The 23,531-nt window shown below is 61.4% G+C and carries 18 protein-coding genes, 1 tRNA gene and 1 pseudogene; 14 read left to right on the forward strand and 6 right to left on the reverse strand.

Going from position 1 to position 23,531, the window contains the following annotated elements; translation table 11 throughout:
• Both ACQ4N7_RS08840 and ACQ4N7_RS08845 read right to left on the reverse strand, forming a co-directional pair.
• Positions 1-252 (reverse strand): annotated as a pseudogene (locus ACQ4N7_RS08840) (IS4 family transposase); the annotation flags it as partial.
• Positions 253-598: 346 nt separating this feature from the next.
• Positions 599-669 (reverse strand) — tRNA-Gly (locus tag ACQ4N7_RS08845).
• 381 nt (positions 670-1,050) lie between these two features.
• Here ACQ4N7_RS08845 and ACQ4N7_RS08850 point away from each other — a divergent pair.
• Both ACQ4N7_RS08850 and cobA read left to right on the forward strand, forming a co-directional pair.
• The gene (locus ACQ4N7_RS08850; RefSeq protein ID WP_430711243.1) at positions 1,051-1,980 is read left to right on the forward strand and encodes a sirohydrochlorin chelatase; all 930 of its coding nucleotides are present in this window, start codon (positions 1,051-1,053) and stop codon (positions 1,978-1,980) included.
• A 151-nt stretch (positions 1,981-2,131) separates the two neighbouring features.
• A complete protein-coding gene (gene cobA / locus ACQ4N7_RS08855; RefSeq protein WP_430711244.1) occupies positions 2,132-2,932 on the forward strand; it encodes a uroporphyrinogen-III C-methyltransferase in 801 nt (266 codons plus the stop codon).
• Between the two features lie 2 nt (positions 2,933-2,934).
• Here cobA and ACQ4N7_RS08860 read toward each other — a convergent pair whose 3' ends face one another.
• Complete coding sequence (locus ACQ4N7_RS08860; RefSeq protein ID WP_430711245.1) at positions 2,935-3,471, reverse strand: PadR family transcriptional regulator; 537 nt, start codon at positions 3,469-3,471, stop codon at positions 2,935-2,937.
• Positions 3,472-3,685: 214 nt separating this feature from the next.
• Between ACQ4N7_RS08860 and ACQ4N7_RS08865 the strand changes: the two genes are divergently transcribed.
• The 7 genes from ACQ4N7_RS08865 (at position 3,686) to ACQ4N7_RS08895 (ending at position 14,545) form a co-directional block, all read left to right on the forward strand.
• Complete coding sequence (locus tag ACQ4N7_RS08865; protein WP_430711246.1) at positions 3,686-5,017, forward strand: efflux RND transporter periplasmic adaptor subunit; 1,332 nt, start codon at positions 3,686-3,688, stop codon at positions 5,015-5,017.
• Between the two features lie 253 nt (positions 5,018-5,270).
• Positions 5,271-6,617 carry a peptidoglycan-binding protein gene (locus tag ACQ4N7_RS08870; protein WP_430711247.1) on the forward strand — a complete coding sequence of 449 codons (1,347 nt, stop codon included), beginning with the start codon at positions 5,271-5,273 and terminating at the stop codon, positions 6,615-6,617.
• A 200-nt stretch (positions 6,618-6,817) separates the two neighbouring features.
• Entirely contained in the window at positions 6,818-9,928 is a 3,111-nt protein-coding gene (locus tag ACQ4N7_RS08875; protein ID WP_430711248.1) for an efflux RND transporter permease subunit, read from the forward strand.
• A 147-nt stretch (positions 9,929-10,075) separates the two neighbouring features.
• On the forward strand, positions 10,076-10,624 hold the full coding sequence (locus tag ACQ4N7_RS08880; RefSeq protein WP_430711249.1) for a GAF domain-containing protein: 549 nt from the start codon (positions 10,076-10,078) through the stop codon (positions 10,622-10,624).
• A gap of 355 nt (positions 10,625-10,979) precedes the next feature.
• Positions 10,980-12,347 (forward strand): SGNH/GDSL hydrolase family protein, encoded by a 1,368-nt coding sequence (locus ACQ4N7_RS08885; protein WP_430711250.1) that lies wholly within the window; start codon positions 10,980-10,982, stop codon positions 12,345-12,347.
• 143 nt (positions 12,348-12,490) lie between these two features.
• Complete coding sequence (locus ACQ4N7_RS08890) at positions 12,491-13,159, forward strand: DUF2726 domain-containing protein (protein WP_430711251.1); 669 nt, start codon at positions 12,491-12,493, stop codon at positions 13,157-13,159.
• 123 nt (positions 13,160-13,282) lie between these two features.
• Positions 13,283-14,545 (forward strand): lipid-A-disaccharide synthase-related protein, encoded by a 1,263-nt coding sequence (locus tag ACQ4N7_RS08895; protein WP_430711252.1) that lies wholly within the window; start codon positions 13,283-13,285, stop codon positions 14,543-14,545.
• Here the strand turns inward: ACQ4N7_RS08895 and ACQ4N7_RS08900 are convergent.
• Positions 14,515-15,861, reverse strand: a complete 1,347-nt coding sequence (locus ACQ4N7_RS08900) for a D-alanyl-D-alanine carboxypeptidase (RefSeq protein ID WP_430711253.1) — start codon at positions 15,859-15,861, stop codon at positions 14,515-14,517. The genes ACQ4N7_RS08895 and ACQ4N7_RS08900 overlap by 31 nt on opposite strands.
• 256 nt (positions 15,862-16,117) lie before the next feature.
• On the opposite strand from ACQ4N7_RS08900, the gene ACQ4N7_RS08905 reads away from it, so the two are divergent.
• The 3 genes from ACQ4N7_RS08905 (at position 16,118) to ACQ4N7_RS08915 (ending at position 19,725) form a co-directional block, all read left to right on the forward strand.
• Positions 16,118-16,783, forward strand: a complete 666-nt coding sequence (locus tag ACQ4N7_RS08905; RefSeq protein WP_430711254.1) for a Fe2+-dependent dioxygenase — start codon at positions 16,118-16,120, stop codon at positions 16,781-16,783.
• 228 nt (positions 16,784-17,011) lie between these two features.
• On the forward strand, positions 17,012-18,316 hold the full coding sequence (locus ACQ4N7_RS08910) for an imelysin family protein (protein WP_430711255.1): 1,305 nt from the start codon (positions 17,012-17,014) through the stop codon (positions 18,314-18,316).
• Positions 18,313-19,725, forward strand: coding sequence for a di-heme oxidoredictase family protein (locus tag ACQ4N7_RS08915; RefSeq protein ID WP_430711256.1), 1,413 nt, complete (start codon positions 18,313-18,315; stop codon positions 19,723-19,725). The genes ACQ4N7_RS08910 and ACQ4N7_RS08915 overlap by 4 nt, the downstream gene beginning before the upstream one ends.
• A gap of 99 nt (positions 19,726-19,824) precedes the next feature.
• On the opposite strand, the gene ACQ4N7_RS08920 is transcribed toward ACQ4N7_RS08915, so the two are convergent.
• A complete protein-coding gene (locus tag ACQ4N7_RS08920; protein ID WP_430711257.1) occupies positions 19,825-20,559 on the reverse strand; it encodes a GAF domain-containing protein in 735 nt (244 codons plus the stop codon).
• A gap of 322 nt (positions 20,560-20,881) precedes the next feature.
• On the opposite strand from ACQ4N7_RS08920, the gene ACQ4N7_RS08925 reads away from it, so the two are divergent.
• Entirely contained in the window at positions 20,882-21,100 is a 219-nt protein-coding gene (locus ACQ4N7_RS08925; RefSeq protein ID WP_430711258.1) for an NblA/ycf18 family protein, read from the forward strand.
• 257 nt (positions 21,101-21,357) lie between these two features.
• Here the strand turns inward: ACQ4N7_RS08925 and ACQ4N7_RS08930 are convergent, their stop codons facing one another.
• Positions 21,358-22,143, reverse strand: coding sequence for an SPOR domain-containing protein (locus tag ACQ4N7_RS08930; protein ID WP_430711259.1), 786 nt, complete (start codon positions 22,141-22,143; stop codon positions 21,358-21,360).
• Between the two features lie 310 nt (positions 22,144-22,453).
• Between ACQ4N7_RS08930 and ACQ4N7_RS08935 the strand changes: the two genes are divergently transcribed.
• Entirely contained in the window at positions 22,454-23,524 is a 1,071-nt protein-coding gene (locus tag ACQ4N7_RS08935) for a Fe(3+) ABC transporter substrate-binding protein (protein WP_430711260.1), read from the forward strand.
• Positions 23,525-23,531 lie beyond the last annotated feature (7 nt).

Consider the following 23,531-nt stretch of genomic DNA (forward strand, 5'->3'; position numbering starts at 1 on the left):
TATCTGACTCCAACTCGCTACCGCTCGCGCGATGTCGTCGAAGTCAACGGCAAAGCTGCGAAAGAAGCGGGTCAGGCGCTTATAGCTCGACGCACTCTGCGCCTGATTGGCAAAGACACTGGCAAGCTTATCTAAGTTCACTTTCTCGATGCGAAACAACGCCACTAGGAAGAGGGCTAGAAATCGCAGTCGGGCACCGTGCCAAGGCAAGTGGGGTCGCAGAGCCGCTTGAATTCGGGTAATCTCGTTCATGAGGTGGTGATGGTAGGGGTGTGGTAATTCCTAGCTCACCGCCTCTCCCTCCAATTTGTCAAATCCCCGTCAGCTCTAGCCCTCTGCGCTCATTCGAGTTTTGTCCCTGTACCTTGGTTGACAGCCTAAGATCAAGCGCCAAAGACAGCAAAAGCATTTGTTTTATCAATGCTTTCCATCATTTCTAGGCTCAAGGCGATTTGAAGCTGCTTTGTGGGTACAAAATAATCGAGTACTGGCGTTGCCAAGGGCTCAGCCCGACTGGTATCTCAGCCGTGGGGGCAACGGAGCCGCTGACTGCTAGCAAGTTGACAGCTGATGTTGCCTGTTTGGGCAACGGCAAAAAAGCGGGTGGGGGGAATCGAACCCCCATCATTAGCTTGGAAGGCTAAGGTTTTACCACTAAACTACACCCGCAAATTAGTAGCTATTCTATCACATTGTGGCTGGCCGTTGAGCACAGGGGAGCCCCCTCTCGTGGACTGAGTGGGTGGCATAGAACCCACCTCAGCCGCCTTTTGATGGATACGATACCAGACGCTTTGGGTTAGATCTTTATAATGAAACACTAAACCGCTGGTTAGCAGCGGTAGAGGTTATTCCCGGTCAGCGAGGCCTCAAGGGACACACACAGGACTGAACAAATGGGGCGAGCAAGGTCTCAGGGCTAGTTTTGGTGGGGTGGATTGGTTAGCTGCTGTTGTCTTAAAGAGTTAGGGTTTGCCTGTGTCTGCATCTGCATCGACAGCGTATTTACTAGTATTTCACGGTAGCCGTGACCCCCGGCCTGGGCAAGCCATGGAGCGCTTGGCCCACTTTGTGCGATCGCAGGAGGCCGGGCTTTGGGCAACTGGCAGCCGCTCTAAAGAGCGTAGCGATAGCAGGCGATCGGCCTCCGCCCGGCTGGCCCTCGGCGAGGCGTCGCTGCTGCTGCGCAGTACGTCTACCGATGGCTTGAATCCAGGCCAAGATGCCTCTTTTTTGGGCACATCGGGTCTTTACCGGGCCAGGGTATTGGTACCTGATGCGGTGCATGGGCCTCTCGTCGGTACGGCCTGCCTAGAGGCCGAGGCGCTGCCCCTGCACCGGCAAATTGTTGAGTTTAGCCGTCGGGCCTGCGCCGCTGGGGCTCAGCGGGTGCGGCTAGTGCCTCTGTTTTTGCTGGCCGGGGTGCACGTGATGGAAGATATTCCGGCTGAGGTCGAGCAGGCCCGCCAGGCGCTGCCAAATGTGACCCTGGAAGTTGGCCCCCACCTGGGCAGCCACCCCGGCCTGAAAGGACTTCTGCGCCAGAAGCTGCAGACAACGGCGATTAAGACCCCCATTGTGCTGGCCCACGGCAGCCGCCGTCCAGGGGGTAACGACGCCATCTGTGCGCTGGCCCAGGCGTTGGGCGGAACGGCGGCGTTTTGGGCCGTGGCCCCCAGTCTGGAGTCTCAGGTCATTCACCACATGCAGAGTGGGGTGCAGCGGGTGGCAATTTTGCCCTACTTCTTGTTTGCGGGCACGATTACCGATGCCATTACCCATCTCACCGAAGAGATGGCCGAGCGCTTTCCAAAGATGGGGTTTCACCTGCTGCCGCCCCTGGGGCCCTCGCCAGAACTCGCTCGCCTGGTTATCGATCTAGCCTTAGATCGGGTCCCCGCTTGGGGACAGCAGTCTCCGGTGCCCATGCAGCGAGTCGCCTTTCGTCACGGCATTCATTCTTCTTCGATGGTGTCGTAGGCCAGCTACCGCCTGGGACTGGTACCTGGCGATCGCCCCATAGGGCCGGTTTTCGACCACCGCATCCTGTCATCAACGGTCTATTCTTAAAGAATAGTTAAGGCATTACGCCGTCGCTTTCGTCACTACGGTTTGAGTTTTGAGCACGCTTATGGTGTCAGCTGCGTCTAGGCCCGATCGGGGCCAACCCTACGGCAAGGTATATCTGGTGGGGGCTGGCCCCGGCGATCCGGGCCTGTTTACGCTGCGGGGCAAGGGGCTGCTGGAGGGGGCAGATGTCGTCATCCACGATGCCCTGGTGAGCGCTCCCATTCTGGCGATGATTAACCCCCAGGCGGCTGTAATCAACGCGGGCAAGCGGCGCGGTCGTCACTCGCTGCTACAGGAAGACATCAATCAGCTGATTATCGACCAGGCCAGGGCCAACGCTGTGGTGGTGCGGCTGAAGGGGGGCGATCCCTTTGTGTTTGGGCGCGGCGGTGAAGAGATGGCAGCTCTGGTAGAAGCTGGTATTGCGGTTGAGGTGGTGCCGGGCATTACGGCGGGAGTGGCGGTACCGGCTTATGCTGGCATTCCGGTGACCCATCGCAGCCAGAGTTCGTCGGTGACCTTTGTCACGGGCCACGAGTCGGCGGGCAAGTACCGCCCCAGGGTGAACTGGCGGGCGCTGGCCCAGGGGTCTGAAACGATTGTGGTGTACATGGGCATTCACAACCTGGGCACCATTACCGCTGAACTGCTGGCCGCCGACCTCAGCCCAGAGACGCCCGTAGCGCTGATTCGCTGGGGCACCTATCCGCACCAGGAAACGCTGATTGGCACCCTGGCGACGATTGTGGCTCAGGTGGCCGAAACCGGGTTTGAAGCGCCTGCGATCGCCGTAATTGGCCATGTGGTCAGCTGGCATGAGGTCTTTGGCCACTGTCGCCCCACCGGCACCGTTTGGCCCTAGGGCTATTCGGCAGCCTTCAAAAAATCGAGTACTTCGTCGCACCAGTCGATCCAGTCTTGCTCGTAGCGCATACCCCGCCGCAGGGTGAGGTAGCGAAACTGCTCGGCCTGGGGCGGGTCGACTATCTCCTGATATTTCGATTCCATCACTTGATAGTTGATTAGCCGCTCCAGGTGAAGCTGACGGCGGCGCTGTAGCTCCCGCAGCAGCACGTCTACAGAGGCATAGGGGGCCGCCAGTACCTTGACTAACAGATCTTCTCGAATTGGGGTGGGCTCGGTGGGCTCAACGTACCAGCGGAGTAGCTCGGCCCTGCCCATATCGGTAATGCCGTAGATTTTTTTGTCGGGCTTACCCACCTGGGGCACGGTTTCGTGGGTGACCCAGCCCTGCTGCTCCATTTTGCCCAGCTCGCGATAGATCTGCTGCTGGCTGGCCTGCCAGTAGCAGCTAACGCTTTCTTCAAACCGCTTGCTGATGTCGTAGCCGCTGAGAGACTCGCGCGACAGCACCGCCAAAATCGTGTGGGACAGGGCCATAGGTTCGTTTGCCCGTTGACATACTCAACTATTTGAGTATACCCTTTGGGCATGGTACACAACAATTTGAATATCTATTTGTTGTATACCTAATTATTGAATACCTACAGTTTGAATATCCACAAGTTGAATAGGACTGGTTTAAACGCCGCCAGGCCCCCTTTCCGCTTTTGCCCGCTCTCGCCTGTTCATTTACATCGCTAGAGGTGCCGTCATGGCCGACGCTCCCGCTTCAGTTGATTTGATTTCTGCCCCGCCTCGCCCCGCCCCCGTAAACGACGGGGGCGGGGCGAGGCGGTTGCGCATTCGGCGCTGGTGGCTGGTGCCGCTGGTGACGGTGCCCCTGGCGGTGGGAGTGGGCCTGCGGCAGCTCAATCAGCCGACCGATGCGATCGCCGACACCCCGCCTTTGCCCGTCGAAACCGTGGCGCTGACGCCAGTCGAGGGCTATACCGTGGAGCGCCAGTACACGGGTGAAATTGTGGCGCAGCGCCGCAGCGCTCTGGGGTTTGAGCAGGGCGGTACGGTGGTGGCGGTGCTGGTAGAGGAGGGCGATCGCGTGGTCGCCGGTCAGCCCCTGGCCCGCCTCGATACCCGCAGTTTGACCGCCCAGCGCCAGCAGCTCGTGGCCCAGCGCGACCAGGCTGCGGCCAGCCTGAACGAATTGCAGAATGGCCCCCGTCAGCAGTCGATCGCGGCGGCTCAGGCCGCGGTGGGTGACTTAGAACAACAGCTGGCCCTGGCGCAGACCCAGCGCGATCGCCGCGTCGATCTCTACGAGCGGGGGGCAATTTCGCGCGAAGAACTCGACCAGCAAACCTTTGGTACCGGAGCGCTAGAAAATCGGCTGGCCCAGGCCCAGAGCGAGCTAAACGAACTGCTGGCCGGCACCCGCCCCGAGCAGATCGCCGCCCAGCAGGCCCGCGTGCGCCAGCTAGAGGCCCAGATTCAGGCGGTGGATGTGGACCTGGCAAAAGCGGTGATTACGGCCCCCTTTGGCGGTCGAATCAGCGATCGCCCCGTGGATGAGGGCATGGTGGTCAGCGGCGGCCAGACGGTGCTGCAGCTCAGCGAGGGGGGCGCAACCGAGGCCCGCATTGGGGTGCCCGCCGATCTAGCTCAAACCATCGTCTTGGGCAGCGCCCAGACGGTGCAGGTGGGCGAGCGCCCGTTTCCTGCGATCGTCACGGCCCTGCTGCCGGAGCTGGAATCCACCAGCCGTACCGTCACTGTCGTGCTTTCTCTGGATGTTCCAGAAGAGTCTATTCTGGGCCAAACCGCGCGCCTCATTCTGCAGGATACTCAAGCCACCGCCGGATTTTGGCTGCCCTCAACGGCCCTGGTGCAGGGGGAGCAGGGGCTGTGGTCGGTGTATGTGGCTGAACCCGGTGAGGATGCCGCCGCCGTGGCGCGTCAGCCGGTGGAAATTGTGCATACCGAAGGGGACCGGGTGCTGGTGCAGGGGCTGGTCGATGCGGGCGATCGCGTCATCACCTCCGGTACCCATCGAGTGGTGCCCGGTCAAGCCGTCAGCTTTCTCGATTGAATGCTTGGGCCTTTTAACCGCCTGGGCTACGACTGTAGAGACTGGGTAACTCGTAATGCTGGCAGCGCCTGTTCAAAAACGATTCAGACATAGGGATCTGGCTCAGTCTACGTTTCGTCAGTTGGGCGTTCTGCCTGATGGTGAACAGCCGAGACGGCTATCCCTAGCGATTAAATCCTTGATCTCTAGGACATTGCAGAGAGCCGATACACTTGCGGTAAGTTTGTACGACTTTCTACGCGAGGTAATTGCTATGGCCGGGGTGCCCACACCAGGTCTAGACCTGATCAAAACCTTTGAGGGTCTGAGTTTGCAGGCCTACCCAGACCCAAAAACCGGGAATCTGCCGATTACCATCGGCTGGGGCTCGACCCGCAACAAGAACGGTCAGCCCTTCAAGCTGGGCGATCGCATTAGCCGTGAGGAGGCCGACGAACTGCTGATGATGCAGGTGGCCAACACCTACCTGCCGCCCCAGCGACGCATCCCCGGCTGGGACAGCCTCAACGCCAACCAGCAGGGCGCGATATTGAGCTTCGCCTACAATTTGGGGGCCAACTTCTACGGGGCCAGCGGGTTTGAAACCATTTCGCGGGTGCTGCGCAACCAGGAGTGGCAGAACCTGGAGGCGGCGATAATTCTCTACCGCAACCCCGGCACTAATGTAGAAGAAGGACTGCTGCGCCGCCGTCTCTCGGAGGCCAACGTATTTTTAGCCGGGACGCCAGGGGTGGCCCTCAGCCCCGCCGGGCAGCAATACCTGGCGGGTGGGCGCACTCCTGTACCTGGCTCCAGGCTCAGCCGCGAGGCCCAGGCCTATTTAGCCAATCGGCCCACTGTAACGGCGGGCGGTTCGGGAGGCAGTTCGGGCGGCGGCGGTGGTCCTGCCGTGGCTCCAGGGTCTCGCTTGCTGGCTCTGACCAGTCCCTACCTGAGCGGGCCGGATGTGCAGAAGCTCCAGGCCGACCTGGTGCGGTGGGGGGCGCAGATCATGCCCGATGGGGAGTTTGGCCCGGCGACCAAGCAAGCGGTGGAGCAGTTTCAGCGATCGCAGGGGCTAGTCGCTGACGGCATCGTCGGCCCCCAGACCTGGGCCTTTTTGCAGCGACAGCCGCAGCAGCCGCTACCCTCGCCCGCCCAGGGTCAGCTGCTGCGGCTCACCAACCCCTTTACTGCGGGGGATGCCGTGCGCAGCCTACAGCAGGCCCTGGCTCGGGCCGGAATCGCGATCGCCGCCGACGGCGTCTTCGGCTCCGCCACCGATCGCGCCGTGCGTCAGTTCCAGGCCAGCCGGGGTCTGGTCGCCGACGGTATTGTCGGGCCACAAACCCTGGCCCTGCTGCAAAACCAGACGCCCCCCACCCCCCCTGCCCAGCGCCCGCCAGCGGTAATTCGCGTACTGCGGCTCGCCAACCCCTACACCCGAGGCGACGATGTACGCCTTGTGCAGCAGGCCCTGAGCCGCGTCGGATTTGCCGTAGTCGCCGACGGGGCATTTGGCCCCGCCACCGATCGCGCCGTGCGCCAGTTCCAGGCCAGCCGGGGGCTCACCGTCGATGGCGTCGTCGGCTCCCGCACCCGCGCCAGTCTGGGGGTTTAACGCCATCGGTTGAGGTTGGCCAGGCCAGCGGTGACCGATGGTTAAGTTCCTTCCTTTTAGAGATTTGGGCAGACGCCGTCTGCCCCTACCCATCCACCCCCTTTCTCCCTACGGGAGACGCGAACGCGAACGACTCCGCTCAGGGACCGCTACCCATCCACTCCCCATCTCCCTCACCTCCCTCATCTTCCCCACCCGCCATGAACCTCTTCTACCGCAACCGCCAGCTCCTGCTGCTTACCCTGGTGCTGATCGTCGTCTGGGGTCTGTCGGCCTTTCTTACCCTGCCGCGACTGGAAGACCCGGAAATTGTGCAGCGCTTCGCCCGCGTCACCACCTTTCTGCCAGGGGCCACCCCCGAGCGGGTCGAGACCCTGGTGACCGAAAAAATCGAGGATCGCCTGTTTGAGCTGGAGGAAATAGAGTCGCTGCGATCGACCAGTGGCTCTGGAATTTCGGTAATCACCGTAGAGCTAAAGGACACCATTCCCGACGTGGACCCGGTGTGGGCCAAGGTGCGCAGCAAGGTGGCCGACGCCGTGGCCGACCTGCCCGCCGCTGCCTCGGTGCCGGAGTACGCCGACAGCTCTACCAAGGCCAGCGCCCTGATTGTGGGCCTGACCTGGACGCGGGATGACGCCCCCAACTACGCGATTATGGGACGGCTGGCGGCGGCCCTGGAAGATCGCCTGCGGGCCATTCCTGGCACCGAGACCGTGGATGTGTTTGGCGAACCGGACGAAGAAATTCGGGTGGATATCGCCGCTGCGGAGCTGTCGCGGCTGGGGCTGACGGCGGCGGCGCTTGCTCAGCAAATTGCCGCCAGCGATGCCAAGGTTTCGGCGGGGCAGTACCGCAGCAGCGGCAGCGAATTTTTGCTTGAAGTTGACAGCAGCCTCAGCTCCCTGGAGCAGATTCGCGCTATTCCCCTGACGGCAGGGAGCGAGGGCCAGGTGGCGCGTCTGGGGGATGTGGCCACCGTCACCAAAGCGGTGCAGGACCCGCCGACGGATCTGGCCCTGGTGAATGGGCATGGGGCGATCGCCCTGGCGGCCAAAGTAGAATCGGCCCAGCGGGTGGACCAGTGGGCGGTGCAGGCCCGGCAAGTGCTGGAAGACTTTCGCCGCGAGCTGCCGACAGGGCTGGATCTGCACGTGGTGCTCGACCAGAGCCAGTACGTGCAGCAGCGGCTGAACGGCGTCGTGAATAACCTGATCACTGGCTCGCTGCTGGTGATTGGCGTCTCGCTGCTACTGCTGGGCTGGAAGTCGGCCCTGCTGGTGGGGCTGGCGCTGCCGCTGACCACGCTGACGGTGTTCGGCACCATGCAGGTGCTGGGCGTGCCCCTGCATCAGATGTCGGTGACAGGCATTATTATCGCCCTGGGGCTGCTGATCGACAACGCCATCATTGCAGTGGATGAGGCGCAGGGGCGACTGCGGGCGGGCATGCCGCCAGCCGAGGCGGTGGCGCAGACGGTGCGCCACCTGCTGGTGCCGCTGCTGGCCAGCACGCTGACCACGGTGCTGGCCTTTGTGCCCATCGCCACATCGCCGGGGGGCGTGGGCGAGTTCATTGGCACCATTGGCCTGACGGTGATTTTGGCCTTGCTGAGTTCGCTGGCCCTGTCGCTGACGGTGATTGTGGCGCTGACGGGCCGACTGCACCAGTGGAACCCGCTGCCCCAGCGCTGGAACTGGCTGCAGCAGGGGTTCTCGAACGCGGCGCTGGCCAATGGCTATCGGTGGACGCTGCGGGCGGTGTTTCGTCGCCCCTGGCTGGGGGTTGGCCTGTCGCTGATTTTGCCGGTGATTGGGTTTGCGGTGTTTGCCACCCTGCCCCAGCAGTTTTTCCCGCCCACCAACCGCAACCAGTTTCAGATCGAGTTTGAGCTGCCCACCCAGGCGACGCTGAGCGCGACCCAGGCCCAAATTCAAGCGGCGCGGGATCTGGCCCTGACCCACCCAGAAATTGACGATGTGCACTGGTTTATGGGCCGCAGCGCCCCGCCCTTTTTCTACAACGTGCTCGACAATCGCCGCAATGCGCAGAACTACGCCCAGGGCATTGTGCATCTGGCGGGCACCGATCGCATTCGTGAAACCATTCAAACCCTGCAGCGCGAGATGGATGCGGCCTTTCCCCAGGCCCAGGTGCTGGTGAAGCAGCTGGAGCAGGGGCCACCCTTCGACGCGCCGATTGAGCTGCGGGTCTACGGGGCAGACTTGGCGGGGCTGCGGGATCTGGGCGATCGCCTTCGCGCCGAACTCGCGCAAGTCCCAGATGTGGTGCACACCCGCGCCACCCTGACCGAGGCCCTGCCCAAGCTGGCCCTGACGGTGGATGAAGCCCAGGCCCGCCGCCTCGGCCTCGACAATCAAACTATTGCGGGCCAGCTGAATGCCGCGCTCGATGGTAGAACGGGCGGCTCGGTGCTGGATGGCAGCCGCGATATTCCGGTGCGGGTGCGGGTGCCCGAGCCGCAGCAGGGCGATCTGGGGGCGATCGCCGCGCTAGATGTAGTCACCGCCCAGGGCGAACTGCCCCTCGATGCGATCGCCAGTCTCTCTCTGGTGCCCGACACCGCCAGCATCAGCCGCCGCAACGGTCAGCGCATCAACACCGTGCAGGGCTTTATTACCGCCGGGTCGCTACCCAGCACCGTACTGGCCGCCTTCCAAAACCGGCTTGCAGAACAGGGCTTTGAGCTGCCCCCCGGCTACCGCATCGAGTACGGCGGCGAGGCCGATGCCAGGGGCACCGCCGTTGGTAACCTGCTTTCTACCGTCGGCGTGCTGATGATTTTGATGACCGCTACCCTGGTGCTGTCGTTCAACTCCTTTGGGCTGGCGGCGCTGATTGGCACCGTGGCGGTGCTCTCGGTGGGCCTGGCCGCCCTGGCGCTGAAAATCTTTGGTTCGATCTTTGGCTTCACCGCCATTCTCGGCACCCTGGGGCTGATTGGCCTCGCCATCAACGACTCGATTGTGGTGCTGGCCGCCCTGCAAGAAGATCCCGAGGCCAGGCTGGGCCATCCCCAGGCGGTAGAAGACGTGGTCTTTCATGCCACCCGCCACGTGATTGCAACAACGGTAACTACCATTATTGGCTTTGTGCCGCTGATGGTGGACCCCACCGGGTTTTGGCCGCCGCTGGCGATCGCGATCGCAGGCGGCCTCGGCGGCGCAACTCTGCTGGCCCTCTACTACATTCCCTCGGTGTACCGCCTGCTGACCCGCAGAAGCCCGGCCCCCACGGCTAAAGCTGCTGAACTGGTGCCTACAGCATCAGAAAGTATGTCTAACGGATAGTTGCCCCAGGGCTTTTGATTCGGGTAGGTTGGGGCTGTTAAGCTGGCCCACTAGACGTTATAGTTAGCCCTTGGCCAAGCTTATTTAGACTCCAAGTTTATTTAGATCATCGATACAATTGCCTCGACCGCTACAGTAACTCGATTCGTGGAACTACCCTTTCCAGAAAAACTGAATTCCGATGCAGAACTGCGGGCGAGTTCTGGCTTGCGGCGGGTAGTGGCCCGCATCTATACAACCCTTGAGCGCGATGACTTGGTCGGACAGGTCACCAGCGATTTGCAGCAAAAGCTGGGGGTTGACCGAGTGCTCCTGTATTATTTCTACAGCCAGTGGAAAGGGCGGGTCACCTTCGAGGTGTTGAGCGATCCGCAGTTTTCTATCTTTGGCGCTACTGGGCCAGATGAGTGCTTTAACGACGAGTACGCCGCGCTGTATTTGGCCGGGCGGGTGCGGGCGATCGCCGATATTGAGGCTGAGCCCATTGCCCACTGTCACCGCGATTTTCTGCGCAGCATGGGGGTACGGGCCAATTTAGTGGTGCCCGTGCTCATTCCCAATGGCCTGTGGGGGTTGCTTGTCGCCCACCACTGCCAGTCGGTTCGCCCCTGGTCTGAGGCCGATATTGCCGCCATGCAGCAGGGGGCCAAAACGCTGGCGGGTTCTCCCTCGGTGCGGGGCGGTGAAGAGGCGTAGCCGTCTTTGGAACTGGGCAGGATGAACCCCGAGTAATGATCAGGAACTTTGTAGGGGCGCAGCATGCTGCGCCCCTACAAAGCGCCCCTACAAGTTGGGGATATTCATTCAGGGTTTGGTTCGAGCCATGCCAGATTTGTGGAGATCTTGAACATTTTGAGCCCTGGCGGAACATAAATTGCCCCTTCGGCTTCTAGGTCTAGTTAAGGGGTTATTTTATGCGGCAGACGGCGCGTCTGAATGGGAGCCAGCCGCAACCTAATTTGAGGGGCATCAGGGTGAATGGGCAGCGATCGCCTACAATCAATTTGCTAATTTGCCTGTTGATGTATCGGACTTGAGAGTGGCGGAGTTTATGTACAGCAGTTACCAATACAGAAGAAAATCGTCGCGTCGCCGCTTGCGGTGGGCACTATTTTTGCTGCTGCTGATTGGCATTCCTGTTGGCATTGAGTTGCTCACGCGGGTGCTGACCCACGCTACGGGCACCAGCGATCGCTTCACCGCCAACCCCACCTCCGATGTCAGAGAGGCTTACCATCTGCGGTTTGTCAGCCGCCAGGGCCAGCCCTACGCAGGTCTGCCCGACGACGGCGAGCTAAACGCGGTTCGCGACCCCCTGCTGGGCTATCGGCTGGCGGGCAATCAGCAGAGCGATTTTTGGCAGATCAACGACAGCGGGTTTCGTGACGAAGAAGCCGTACCCAGCAGTAAGCCAGCGGGCGAGATCAGAATTTTTGTGCTCGGCGGTTCGACGGCCTTTGGCCAGCTCAGCTCCAACAACCAGACCACCTTTGCCAGCAAGCTAGAAACCCGCCTCAACGACCAGGTCGCTCAGCAGCGGGCCAACCCCGGTCAGTTTCAGCCCAGCGCGCTGCCCTTTCGCGCCGACCAGGTGCAGGAAGCCCTGGCGCTGCCGCCGCGCATTCGCGATGGGCAGTACCGAGTTGTCAATGCGGCTGTACCCGGCTACGCATCGGGCAATGAGCTGGCCATGCTGACCCAGCGGGTGGCCGCCTACAATCCAGACTTTGTGGTGGTGGTAGGGGGCTACGCCGACTTGATGCTGCCCAGCGCCGATCGCGGCAGCGATGTACCGGGGCTAGAGCAGTATTTGACCGGCGACAGCCGATCGCTGAATGCTCAGCTGAGCGAGCAGGTGCAGGACTGGTTTAATCAGCTCTACGTGGTGCAGGGCGTGAAACGCTACGTGCTGCAACGACAGCAGGCCGCGCCGCGCCAGGCCGAACCGCTCAACCTTTACGCCCCTACGCTAGACGCCACCCTCGGCGATCGCCTGCCCGCCGACCAGGCCGAACTCGAACAGCGCATCGATCGCTACGGTCGCCACCTGCGGCAGATGGTGAGCTGGGCCGCGACCAACCAAAAGCGCCTGATCATCGGCATCGAGCCTGAAATTTCGACCCGTCAGCCCGACTCTCTAACGCCCGAAGAGTCGGCCATTGTAGCCGAGCTAGACAACGCCTACCTGGAGCAAATGCGGGCCGGGTTTGCGGGGCTGGCCACCGTCGCCAACCAGGCCAGCCAGCAGTCGGCCAATGCCCAGGTCTTAAATTTCTACCCGATCTACGAAGACTTTGCCGGGCAGGCGTTTCAAAGCCCGGTGGGCCTCACCGATGAAGCCTACACGCTGATATCAGACCGGCTCTACGAAGCGATCGCCAGCCAGGTGGCCCTTCAACCCCAGCCCTACGGGCTTTGAGGCATCAATTGGAATGACAGTCACCATCGCGCGCGCCGCCTAGGGTTAGGGTCAGGTCTTTTTCTGACCCTAACCGGTTGGGGCAGCCACAACCGTTGGAGATTGGGCATGCTAGCCTTGCCATCCATCAACGGGGGACCCAGGTGTCGCTACTTATTTTTTTGCTGCTTATCGGTGCGGTCGTCGTCGCCGGGTTGTCGGTACTCGCCAACAGCAAAGGTGCAACGTCAAAATCGTCTGCCCTCAGGCAAACGGCCTCCGTTCCAGAGGCCGAAATCGCGCAGACCCACGCCTACAGTCGCCAAAAATACCTGTTTACCAGGGCCGAGCTGAGCTTTTATCGCGCCCTGCAGGCGGCGGCGGCAGAACAGTATCACGTGTTGGGCAAAGTGCGCGTGGCCGATGTGCTCAAGCCCCAGACCGAGAACCGGGGCGACTGGCAGCGGGCCTTTAACAAAATCTCGGCCAAGCACTTCGACTTTGTGCTGTGCGATCGCGACAGCCTCAGCATTTTAGCCGCCGTTGAATTAGACGACAGCAGCCACCAGCGGAGCGATCGCATCAAGCGCGACGACTTCCTCAACCAGGCCGTCAAGAGCGCTGGGCTCCCCCTAATTCGCTTTCCGGTGCAGCCTGCCTACGATCGCGACGCCATTCAGCAGCACATCGCCCAAACCCTGGGCCTGCCTCAGCCCAAGCAAGTTAAGCCAGAGGTTAAACCCAAAAAAGCCAGGCCAAACACCAACCTAGCCGAGCCCACCGCCAAACCCAAGCCCAAGCCCAGACCAAAGACCCCTCCCACCCAGCCCTAACACCCGCCTACTCATCCACCCATCCACCCACCTATCCACCCACCCATCCCCCCGCCTACCCACCCACTTCCTGCGCCCCATACATTTTCTGTTAGGGTTGTGGGTGGCACTGAATCCGCAACGATGAAGCTACTCTGCATTAGTAACGGCCACGGCGAAGACGGCATCGCAGTTCGCGTTCTCAAACAGCTGCGCCAGCTGCCGGGCTCGCCCAGCCTGGCGGCGCTGCCCATTGTGGGGGAGGGTCGCGCCTACGAAAAAGCCGGTATTCCCATTCAGGGGCCGACCCAGGCCATGCCCTCCGGCGGCTTTATCTATATGGATCGCCAGGAGCTGATGCGCGATCTGCGCGGGGGGCTGGTGGGACTGACGCTGGCCCAGCTCAAGACGGCGCGGCAGTGGGCCAAAAGCGGCGGCAAAATTTTGGCGGTGGGGGATATTGTGCCGCTGGCGATCGCCTGGCAGAGCGGGGCCGACTACAGCTTTATCGGCACGGCCAAGTCAGAATACTACATTCGCGATGAGCACCATTGCCTGCCCGGACGCCCGTTTTTGGAGGGCTGGTCGGGTTCGGTGTATGTGCCCTGGGAGCGGTGGCTGATGGCGCGTCCCCGCTGTCAGGGGGTGTTTTTGCGCGATCAGCTCACCGCCGACACGCTGCGATCGCTGGGGGTGCCCGCCCTCTACCCCGGCAACCCGATGATGGATGAGCTAGAGACTCGCGCTGACAGGCTGGCTCAGATTACCGCTATCTTTCCTCCGGCGGCGGCGCGGCTGACGCTGGCGCTGCTGCCCGGCTCGCGCGCGCCCGAGGCCTTTGACAACTGGCAGCGCATGGTAGCCGCGATCGAGTCGGTGATGGAGACCTTCGGCGATCGCCAGATTCGTCTGCTAGCGGCCCTGGCCCCCGCCCTCAACCTGGCCGCCTTTAAGGATGTTTTGCTCGACGCGGGCTGGCAGCCGGTGGCGGGTGAGTACCCCACCTTTCAGCGCGGCAACGGGATGCTGGTGCTGACCACCAGCGCCTTTGCCGAGTGCCTGCACCTGGCCGACGGGGCGATCGCCACCGCCGGTACCGCCACCGAGCAGGCCGTGGGCCTGGGCAAACCCGTCGTCACCTTTCCCGGCCCTGGCCCGCAGTTTACCTATGCCTTTGCCGAGGCGCAGTCGCGACTGCTCGGCCCGTCGGTTCTGCTGCTCAGCGATCCTAAAGAGGCGGGGGCTGCCCTGCGAAACTGCCTGGCCGATGGCCCCCGGCTACAGCAGATCGCCGAAAACGGTCGCCGCCGCATGGGGCTGCCGGGGGCCGCAGGGGCGATCGCCAAAGCCCTGCACCAGCAGTACGCGCAGCCCCCCTACTCCGACGCGACCTCCTGGGCCACCTGATTGCGGCTGGGGTCGCCATAGCGAAACGGCCCGGTCTGCATTCGCACTTTGGTGCGCATCTCGGCGGGCGCTTCGGCAGCCCCCCAGTGGGCCTGAATCGCCTGCAACAGCTGGTCCTGCTGCACCCGCAGGTCGGGGATATCCCACCCTTTGTTGATAATGGCAAACCACACCGGCCCTTTTTCAGCCGTAGGCATCATGCCTGCCAGGGCGCTCACTTCCGCCAGGCTGCCGGTTTTAACGGCGGCGGTGGGGGGAATGTGGCGATCGATCAGCGTGCCGACATCCTCCCCAGAGACGGGTAATACATCTGCTACCGAAAAGCCCTGGGCAAGGAGTTCTCGCTCCAGAGCTAGGGCCAAGGCAACTACCACCCTTGCCGACATTTGATTGTCTACCCCTAGGCCCGACCCGTTGACCAGGCTAATTTCACCAGCCGGGAGTTCTGCCGCTGCCGTGGCCTTCGCCATCACCTGCCTGGGTCCGCCCACCAACTCGGCCATCATTTCGGCCATCGCGTTGTTGCTGTAAATATTCATCGCTTTGAGAATGGCCACCAGCGGCAGCGACTGGTGCCGCACCACCCATTCGATCGGCACATTCTCCAGGTCAGTCGCCGGAATCCAGCGGGCATCGCCGTCGATTTGCAGGTTGGGCTGGGAGGTGCCGGGGGCCAGGTTGCCGTAGGCCTGCCGGGCTTCCCCAGTCCAGGTGGCGACCGACATGGCCTGCTTCAGGTCAGCTAGAGAATCGGCCTGCTCCTCCTCGAAGTTCATGGTGAACGGGCCGGTCACCAGAATTTCCCCCGTCACCCGCTGAATGCCCAGCTCCTGCAGCCGGTTGGCCAGCGCAATGCCTTCTTCCCACACAAACAGCGGGTCGCCGCTGCTCTGGATGACCAAATCGCCGTCGAGTACGCCATCGCTTTGTAGCGTGCCGTGGAGACCAACCAGGGTATCAAAATGGTGGTCGAGGGGCCAGGTTTGCAGCGCCGCCAGCGTCGTCGCCAGCTTTGTCAACGAGGCAGCAGGCATCGGCACGCTGCCCCGGTGCTCGGCCACCACGCTCTGGCCCACCTGAATCCAAACGCCCTGGTCGGGCACGGACCAGCCCTGCCGCTGCAGCCCGGCCACGTAGTCGGCCACAATCGCCTCCACCACGGGGTCGCGAGCTAGTTCGGCAATCCAGGGCGACTGCCACTCAATTTGCAGGGCGGTGGGGTTAAGGCCCGAAGGCTCTAGCAGCTTGGGTTCCCCTGTGCCTAAAAGGATGGAGAACAGGCCCAGGGGCAGGGTCAATAGCGGTAGGGAAGCCACGGATTGCGAATCCTCCACGCGGTTACGGCCTGAGCGAGTGGCCGGGGTTCCCCGACTAAGATACACCAGTTACTTGGAAGTGGGTGGCGGGAATGTGGGTGAGTGGATGGGTAGGCGGGTGGATGTGAGTAGCCGTAGGGTGGGCATTGTCCACCCGCTTAACTGTGCCATTCCGATTAGAGTCGGATTAGAGTGTAAAGCCTGGGATGTTGCGGCTCCTCATACCCTAACTAACCATTTTCAAGCTGATCTTTCTATGATTGTCTGCATTGCTGACCTGTTGAGCGCCGATGAGGTAGCCCGCCTGCGCGACGGCCTGGCCCAGGCGGAGTTTGTGCCGGGGGAGACAACGGCGGGCTGGCACGCCAAGCTAGTCAAGCAAAACCAGCAGGCGGCGAAACAGGAGGCGGTTGAGCCGCTGAAGGCTCTGGTGCGGCAGGCGCTGGCGCGCAACGCGCTGTTTCAGGCGATCGCCTGCCCCCGCATTGTTCATTCCCTGCTGTTTAGCCGCTACGGCGAGGGCATGAGCTACGGGCGGCACACCGACAACGCTCTGATGGGCGGGGCCAATTTCTACCGCTCCGATGTGTCGTTTACGGTATTTTTGAGCGAGCCGGAGGAGTACGACGGTGGCGAACTGGTGATTGAGGGGGCTGATAGCGAGCAGCCCTACAAGCTGGCGGCGGGCAGCGCGATTGTGTACCCTTCCACCACGCTGCATCGGGTGGAGTCGGTGGTCAAGGGCGATCGCACCGTTTGCGTGGGCTGGGTACAGAGCCTGGTGCGCGATGCCGCCCGTCGCGAAATTCTCTTCGACCTCGAAACGGTGAAGCGCACGATGTTTGCCCAAACCGGCAAAACTCCTGAGTTTGACCTTTTGACCAAAGCTACCGCCAATCTGCTGCGCCGCTGGGCTGAGTAGGGGAAAGATGGATAGGGCATCAGTCAGGAACCGCTGCCAACAGTTTTGATGGACTACTCAGCCTGAGATGGACGCAAAAGCAAATCTTTTTGAGTCCTACGCCTGAAAAGGCCTGTAGAGAAAGAGTTTACCCCCCTGAGCTAGATCCTGCGCCAATCTCTATTTGACAGTGATTCGCATTTGAAATAGAGTCTGAAACTATCCTCTGTATTTTGATTTGGTTTTTTCATGAACGCTCGATATAAGGCAGTTGACCTGTTTTTGGCAACAGGGTTGATGGTGGTGGGAGCGCAAACCACCGTGGGCGCGAATGTCATGCCTGGCGTGACTGCGGACAGCAGTGCCGAGGCAACGCTGGTGGGCCAGGGAGCTGTCTGTCAGCCTGTCGCTGTGGATGGCGGTGGCGAAGGCGGCGGCGCTGAGGGTGGTGAAGGCGGCGAAGGTGGTGAAGGCGGCGAAGGCGGCGAGGGCGGCGAGGGCGGCGAGGGCGGCGCAGCTATGCCTTCGGAATCGTCTGAGGCTGTGGTGCTTGCGCCCGAAGATCAGTTCAGCGATCGCGAAATCATCACCGACTTTGTCGATGCCCTGGTGGTACCCAACTACGAGCAGCTGACCGAGCGATCGGGCGAGCTATCGGAGGCGATCGCGGCCTTCGTGGAAGCGCCGACCGAAGAAACCCTGACCGCTGCCCGCCAAGCCTGGTTGGCGACCCGCCAGCCCTGGGAGCAGAGCGAAGCCTTTGCCTTTGGCCCCGCCGCCTCGCTGGGGCTCGATGCCGAACTCGACGACTGGCCTTTGAATGAAACCGACGTGCAGGCGGTGCTAGAGAGCGAAAATACTCTCACCCCCGAGTATGTAGCCAGTCTGCAAACCAGCCAGAAGGGTTTCCATGCGATCGCCTACCTGCTGTTTGGCACCGACGCCGACAAGCCCCTCGATGCGTTTACCGATCGCGAGCTAGAGTATCTGGCCGCCGTTGGCCCGGTGTTTGACCAGACCGCCAACGCCCTGCTGCTCAGCTGGACTGAGGGCATTGACGGGTTCCCGGCCTACCGCAGCGAGTTTGTCGAGGCGGGCGAAGACAGCGGGGCCTACCTGAGCGTCCAGGCCGCCGGAGAAGAAATTGTACAGGGCATTCTCGGCATTTTAGACGAGCTGGGCAACGTCAAAATTGGCGCGGCCCTGGAGAGCCAGAACCCATTTTTGCTGGAGGCGCGCTTTGCCCAAAGCTCGCTGCAAGACTTTGAGGACAACTTAGTCAGTGCTAAAAATGCCTACATGGGCGACTTTGCGGCGGGCGACACCCAGGGTAAAGGGCTACAGACCTTTGTCGCTGCAGTCGATCCGGCCCTCGATGCCGAGATTCAGTCCCAGCTGGAGGAAGCTCAGGCGGCGATCGCGGCTATTCCCGGCCCCATCGAGGCCTCCCTGTGCGACCCCAGCGCTCGACCCCAGATCGAAACCGCCCAGGACAGCATACTGGAGCTGTTTGAAACCTTTGAGCAGCAGGTGCTGCCCCTGGTGCAGCAATGATCCGCTCCCGGCTCAGCCCCCGATACCGGGGGCAAACCTGGTCTCGTCAGCTGGTCCTGGGGCTAGTGGCCCTGGTGGCTGGCGTTGCCCTCTCGGCCCTGCTGCGATCGCCCGTTCAGGCCCAAACCGCCCGCCCCCAGGCGGGCGGCGACACCACCATCTACAGCCGGACCTCCCGCGCCTTTGAGCAGCCCGCCCCCAACCTCGATGCCCACTGGGCCGAACGTCACGCCGTGGGCGATCTGGCCTTTGAGGCCGCCTTTGTCACCGCACCGGCCCAGGTCAACCCTGGCCTGGGGCCGCTGTTCAACGGCACCGCCTGCGCCGGTTGCCACATCAAAAACGGGCGTGGTCTGCCCGAAAAAGGGCAGCGGGCCGTGCGCGTCAGCCAGCTGGAGCCGGGTCATGGCGCAACGCCTGCCCAGGCCTACGCTGGGGAGGTTGAACCGCCGGGAGGCAATACGCCTGTGGTACCCGGCATTGGGCTGCAGCTGCAGGAGCAGGGGGTGCACGGCCACGCCCCCGAAGCCGTTGTGCAGCTGGATTGGCAAGAGCAGACGGGCACCTACGCCGATGGCACCGAATACCAGCTCCGATCGCCCCAAATTACCCTGTTACAGCTCGACAACACCCCGTTGCCAGCAAATATCGCCATCTCAAACCGGATTCCGCAGCCGGTGTTTGGGGCCGGTTTGCTGGAGGCCGTGCCCGAGGCCGACATTGTGCAGCGGGCGGATCCAAGCGATCGCGACGGCGATGGCGTGTCGGGTCGCCCCAACCGAGTGTGGAACGTGGTTGACCAGCGCCCCACCCTGGGCCGCTTTGGCTGGAAGGCTAACACCCCCACCCTGCTGCAGCAGTCGGCAGCGGCCTACGTCAACGATATGGGCATTACCAACCCTCTCTTTCCCGATGCCGATGGCCAGACGGATATCGACATGAACACGCTAGAGGCGGCAGAGGCCTACGTGCAGACCATCGCTGTACCCGCCCGCACCCTTTTGGATGATGCTCGGGTACAGCAGGGCGAGCGACTGTTTGCAAAGGCCAACTGCACCGCCTGCCACCTCTCCGAACTGCGCACCGGCACCCACAAAGTTCCGGCCTTAGCTAACCAGACCATTCATCCCTACACCGACCTGCTGCTCCACGATATGGGGCCAGGGCTGGCCGACGGGCGGCCCGACTTTGAGGCCAGCGGGCAGGAATGGCGCACGTCACCCCTGTGGGGCGTGGGCCTAACCCAAACCGTGCTGCCCTTCTCGGGCTTCTTGCACGACGGTCGCGCCCGCACGCTGGAAGAAGCGATTCTCTGGCACGGCGGCGAGGCCGAACCGGCCAAAGAGGCGTTTCGGACTATGGCCGCAGACGATCGCGCCGCGCTGATTCGGTTTCTGCGATCGCTCTAACCCCCGATTCACCATCGGCAACCCTGTAGGGGCGCAGCATGCTGCGCCCCTACAGGGTTGCCATTCACTTAGGATTTTTGGTATGGGCCGCCCGTCGCCTTAATCCTCCTGGAGGATGTCGCTAGACTCCTGGTCTGAGAGCAACACGTTCGCCACCTCTGGAAAATGCCGTCTCATGCAATCGTTGCAGACCCCGTGGGTAAAACCGACCTCTGAATGTTGTTGAATAAAGGCCTCAACGGTTGACCAGTAGCCCTGATCATCCCGGATGCCCTTGCAGTACGAGCAAATCGGAACCAGCCCGGCCATCGTTTCGAGCTGTTCCAGTGCCTCAGCGAGTTGCGAAGATACCCGCTGTAGTTCTAGCTGCACCACCACCTGACGAGCCAGCGCCTCCAGCGTCTTGATCTGGTAGTTATTTAGGGTTCTGGGTTTGCGATCGATCACGCACAGCGTGCCCAGGGCGTGCCCATCGGGCGAAACCAGAGGAATGCCCGCGTAGAAGCGAATGCCTGGTTCGCCAGTCACCAGAGGATTGTCGGCAAACCGCTCATCTTTAGCCGCGTCATTCACAATCATGATGGTCGGGCGCAAAATGGCGTGGGCGCAAAATGAAACATCCCGACTGGTCTCCGGCGCAGTGAGACCCACCTTAGACTTAAACCACTGCCGCTCTGCATCCACCAGGCTAATCAATGCGATCGGCACATCGCAGATGTAGGCGGCAAGCGAGGTAATGTCGTCGTAGGAACGCTCGGCAGGCGTATCTAAAATTTGGTACTGCCTGAGCGCCTCAAGTCGATCAGCTTCTTGAGTAGGGGTTTTGGCTCTCATTAGATGGCCACACTGCCTTACTTGATCTCATAAACGTCATTTTAGAAAGTTCACCTATGAGCATGTAGCTTGTGGACGAAGACTTGACAGTGCTTAATGTGTACTGTGTAGGCAAGTCAAGCGTAGGCCGGCTTAGCGACAAAGAGCCACGGGTGTGAATAGCCAGGTCAGACAGCAGCTTGAGGGGTCGGATGCAGGGCCGAAGGCTTCAAAAGAGGTACGGCAAGATAAGCCTTCTATCACGCAAGGCAGAGATATTAAACAAACCTTTAATAAAGTGTTACATTCATAGATATGAAGTCACAGTATAGGGAATGTCACCATGGATATTCGTCAAGAGTTGCCCCTTGAGCAGCAGTTTGAACTTCAGGTGTTTGAGCAGCAGGTGCGATCGCTCTCCCGAGAAGATGCCCAAGATCTACTCGTGCAGCTGAAAGAGTCGATGCTGTACCAGAGCACTACCTTTCGCGAAATTCTTAAAGACGCCTGGGGTATTGGCAAAGGCCCCGACTTTGGGCATGGAGCATTGGCTGAAGGATAATTTCCTGAGTAAAAGCGCCAATGTTTTCAAAGCCATATATGTTTGGGGTTCAAACAGTCAAATGCCCGGCTTTTTTCAGGTACCTGAGAAAGCCGGGCATTGTTTATAAATACTGCAAACTTAAAGACTGGGGGTTGGGTAGGTTTGGTGCAGCGAAGTGTTCACGCAGCGTCTCATGAGAAACTCCAACAGCAGCAAGCCTTTGCTGGTTTCCGCTGGCGCTCTGCCTAACTTACAAATTAAAGCTTAACAAAACACTAGGAGCGCTGGAGGGTTAGCACCTGATCGGAGGTCATGGGTTCAGCCGTCATGGTGTAAAGAACGCCCTCGCGCACCGAGACCAGATTGAGGTAGTAGCTGGCTTCTCCCGGTTTGCTGACGGCGTAGATTCTGACGCCAGAGTCGATGGAGAGCACCTCGCCCGTCACATTGTTGAGGGTGTAGCCCTGGGCCTCTAGCCGCGCTTGGAGATCGCTGGCGGCCCCGCGCCAGCTGCTGCTGACAGGGCTGCGCCAGCAGTCGGCCAGCCCTTCGCAGGCGGCCTGAGCCCCATCTAGGTGAGGAAAATTGGCGTAGGGAGCGGGGGGCTCGGGTTCAGCCTCGGTGGGCGGCGGTGGTGGCGGAGTGAACGCAGCGGGTTCGGGGGGAGCTGCCGTGGGCGAGGCGGGTGGCGAGTCTACCGGGGCGACTGGCCGAGGGGCCGCTGGTTGAGGGGCAACTGGCTGGGGGGTGGGCTGCACTCTCGGGGCAACCGCACTGGGCTGAGGTGGCGGGGCCACATTTTCGGCGGGCGGAGCTGCTGTGGTGACAGATTTGGGCAGCACCGTTACCGCAACATCTTCTAATTTGGCAGGCTCTTCGACCCTGACGGCGGCGGGCTGGGGTTCACCCTGGGGGCGAGGCACCACCAGCGCCAGCAGCACGCCGTGGGCTGCCAGAGAGGCGGCAACACACAGCGGCCCCAGCCAGGCGCGTGCTTGCCTCCGCTGCTGAGCAGTGGCGCGGCGCGGAATGAAGGTGGAAGGGGCCAGTCTGGGAGTCATTGTCGAAAGGTTGCGATCGCAGATGCGGTTAAGCTAAGAAGACTTATTCTTCTTAGGCCATTCTAAGGCTATTCTGTTTTTCGCTCAAGTACCTACTTTCAGGTCCATTCAGGGCCACAGAACCGTAGGAAAAAGCGGCGAAGTGCTGCTTCTATCTTGAAACCATCCGCCAAAGTGTTGACTTTAATACCCGCTCTATCAAGAAATGCTTTCAATAAGCTGTACAATGCAATCTGTCTTCTCAATGACCTGAGGTCCACCCGAGGTGCCCATGGCTCTGTTGAGGTTCGATTTTTTGAGGTAACACCCTATGAAATTAGGAAGACGTACATTTTTGGGGGCGGGTGCTGCCGCTACCGCTGTCGCCCTGGGCCAGCTGCGCCAGCGCCCCGCCAATGCTCAGTTTGGCTTTGGTCGGGGTCGAGCCGTCAATCTCTACTCGTCGCGCCACTACGACACCGACGACCAGCTTTACGAAGGGTTCCGGGAGGCGACTGGCATTCGCGTCAACGTAGTCGAGGCCGAAGCCGACCAGCTGATCGAGCGGATCAAGAGCGAAGGGCAAAACAGCCCCGCCGACATTCTCATGACCGTCGATGCTGGGCGTCTGTGGCGCGCCGAGCAGGAGGATATGTTCCAGCCGATCACCTCCTCCGTGCTGAATGAGGCGATTCCCGAAAACCTGCGCCACCCCGACGGTCTGTGGTACGGCCTGACCAAGCGGGCGCGAGTGCTGGTGTACAACAAAGACACCGTAGACCCCGCCGACCTCTCCACCTACGAAGACCTGGCCGATCCGAAGTGGCGGGGGCGCATTTTGGTGCGTAGCTCGACCAATATCTACAATCAGTCGCTGGTCGGCTCAATGATTGCCGCCCACGGGGCCGAAGCAACCGAGGAGTGGGCGCGGGGGCTGGTGGCCAACTTTGCCCGCCCCCCCGAGGGCGGCGACACCGACCAAATTAAGGCGGTGGCAGCCGGTTTGGGCGATATCGCCATTTCTAACACCTACTACTTTGCCCGCCTGCTCAAGTCTGACAGTGCTGAAGATCAGGCTGTGGCCGAGGGTCTAGGGGTGTTTTTCCCCAACCAGGATGGCGCTAACGGGCGCGGCACCCACGTCAACATCAGCGGGGCCGGGGTGGTCAAGACGGCCCCCAATGCTGAGGCGGCGGTGCAGTTTCTAGAGTACCTGGCCAGCCCCGAAGCCCAGCGCATTTTTGCGGAAGGCAACAACGAGTACCCCGTGGTCGCAGGCGTGGCGGTGGACTCGGTGGTGGCCAGCTTTGGCGACTTCAAAGAAGACCCGCTGAATGCCTCGGTGTTTGGCCGCAACAACCCCGAAGCCCTGCGCATTACCGATCGCGCTGGCTGGGCTTAATGGCTGG

The organism is Nodosilinea sp. AN01ver1 (assembly GCF_050565655.1).
In the GTDB taxonomy this organism is placed as follows: Bacteria; Cyanobacteriota; Cyanobacteriia; order Phormidesmidales; family Phormidesmidaceae; genus Nodosilinea.

Bases quoted from the DNA above. Each gene is read 5' to 3' on its own strand.
- ACQ4N7_RS08930 (WP_430711259.1), bottom strand. From the start codon at position 22,143: ATGACTCCCAGACTGGCCCCTTCCACCTTCATTCCGCGCCGCGCCACT.
- ACQ4N7_RS08910 (WP_430711255.1), top strand. From the start codon at position 17,012: ATGAACGCTCGATATAAGGCAGTTGACCTGTTTTTGGCAACAGGGTTG.
- ACQ4N7_RS08865 (WP_430711246.1), top strand. From the start codon at position 3,686: ATGGCCGACGCTCCCGCTTCAGTTGATTTGATTTCTGCCCCGCCTCGC.
- ACQ4N7_RS08895 (WP_430711252.1), top strand. From the start codon at position 13,283: ATGAAGCTACTCTGCATTAGTAACGGCCACGGCGAAGACGGCATCGCA.
- ACQ4N7_RS08920 (WP_430711257.1), bottom strand. From the start codon at position 20,559: ATGAGAGCCAAAACCCCTACTCAAGAAGCTGATCGACTTGAGGCGCTC.
- ACQ4N7_RS08875 (WP_430711248.1), top strand. From the start codon at position 6,818: ATGAACCTCTTCTACCGCAACCGCCAGCTCCTGCTGCTTACCCTGGTG.
- ACQ4N7_RS08925 (WP_430711258.1), top strand. From the start codon at position 20,882: ATGGATATTCGTCAAGAGTTGCCCCTTGAGCAGCAGTTTGAACTTCAG.
- ACQ4N7_RS08935 (WP_430711260.1), top strand. From the start codon at position 22,454: ATGAAATTAGGAAGACGTACATTTTTGGGGGCGGGTGCTGCCGCTACC.
- ACQ4N7_RS08885 (WP_430711250.1), top strand. From the start codon at position 10,980: ATGTACAGCAGTTACCAATACAGAAGAAAATCGTCGCGTCGCCGCTTG.
- ACQ4N7_RS08915 (WP_430711256.1), top strand. From the start codon at position 18,313: ATGATCCGCTCCCGGCTCAGCCCCCGATACCGGGGGCAAACCTGGTCT.
- ACQ4N7_RS08870 (WP_430711247.1), top strand. From the start codon at position 5,271: ATGGCCGGGGTGCCCACACCAGGTCTAGACCTGATCAAAACCTTTGAG.
- ACQ4N7_RS08850 (WP_430711243.1), top strand. From the start codon at position 1,051: ATGGAGCGCTTGGCCCACTTTGTGCGATCGCAGGAGGCCGGGCTTTGG.
- ACQ4N7_RS08905 (WP_430711254.1), top strand. From the start codon at position 16,118: ATGATTGTCTGCATTGCTGACCTGTTGAGCGCCGATGAGGTAGCCCGC.
- cobA (WP_430711244.1), top strand. From the start codon at position 2,132: ATGGTGTCAGCTGCGTCTAGGCCCGATCGGGGCCAACCCTACGGCAAG.
- ACQ4N7_RS08860 (WP_430711245.1), bottom strand. From the start codon at position 3,471: ATGGCCCTGTCCCACACGATTTTGGCGGTGCTGTCGCGCGAGTCTCTC.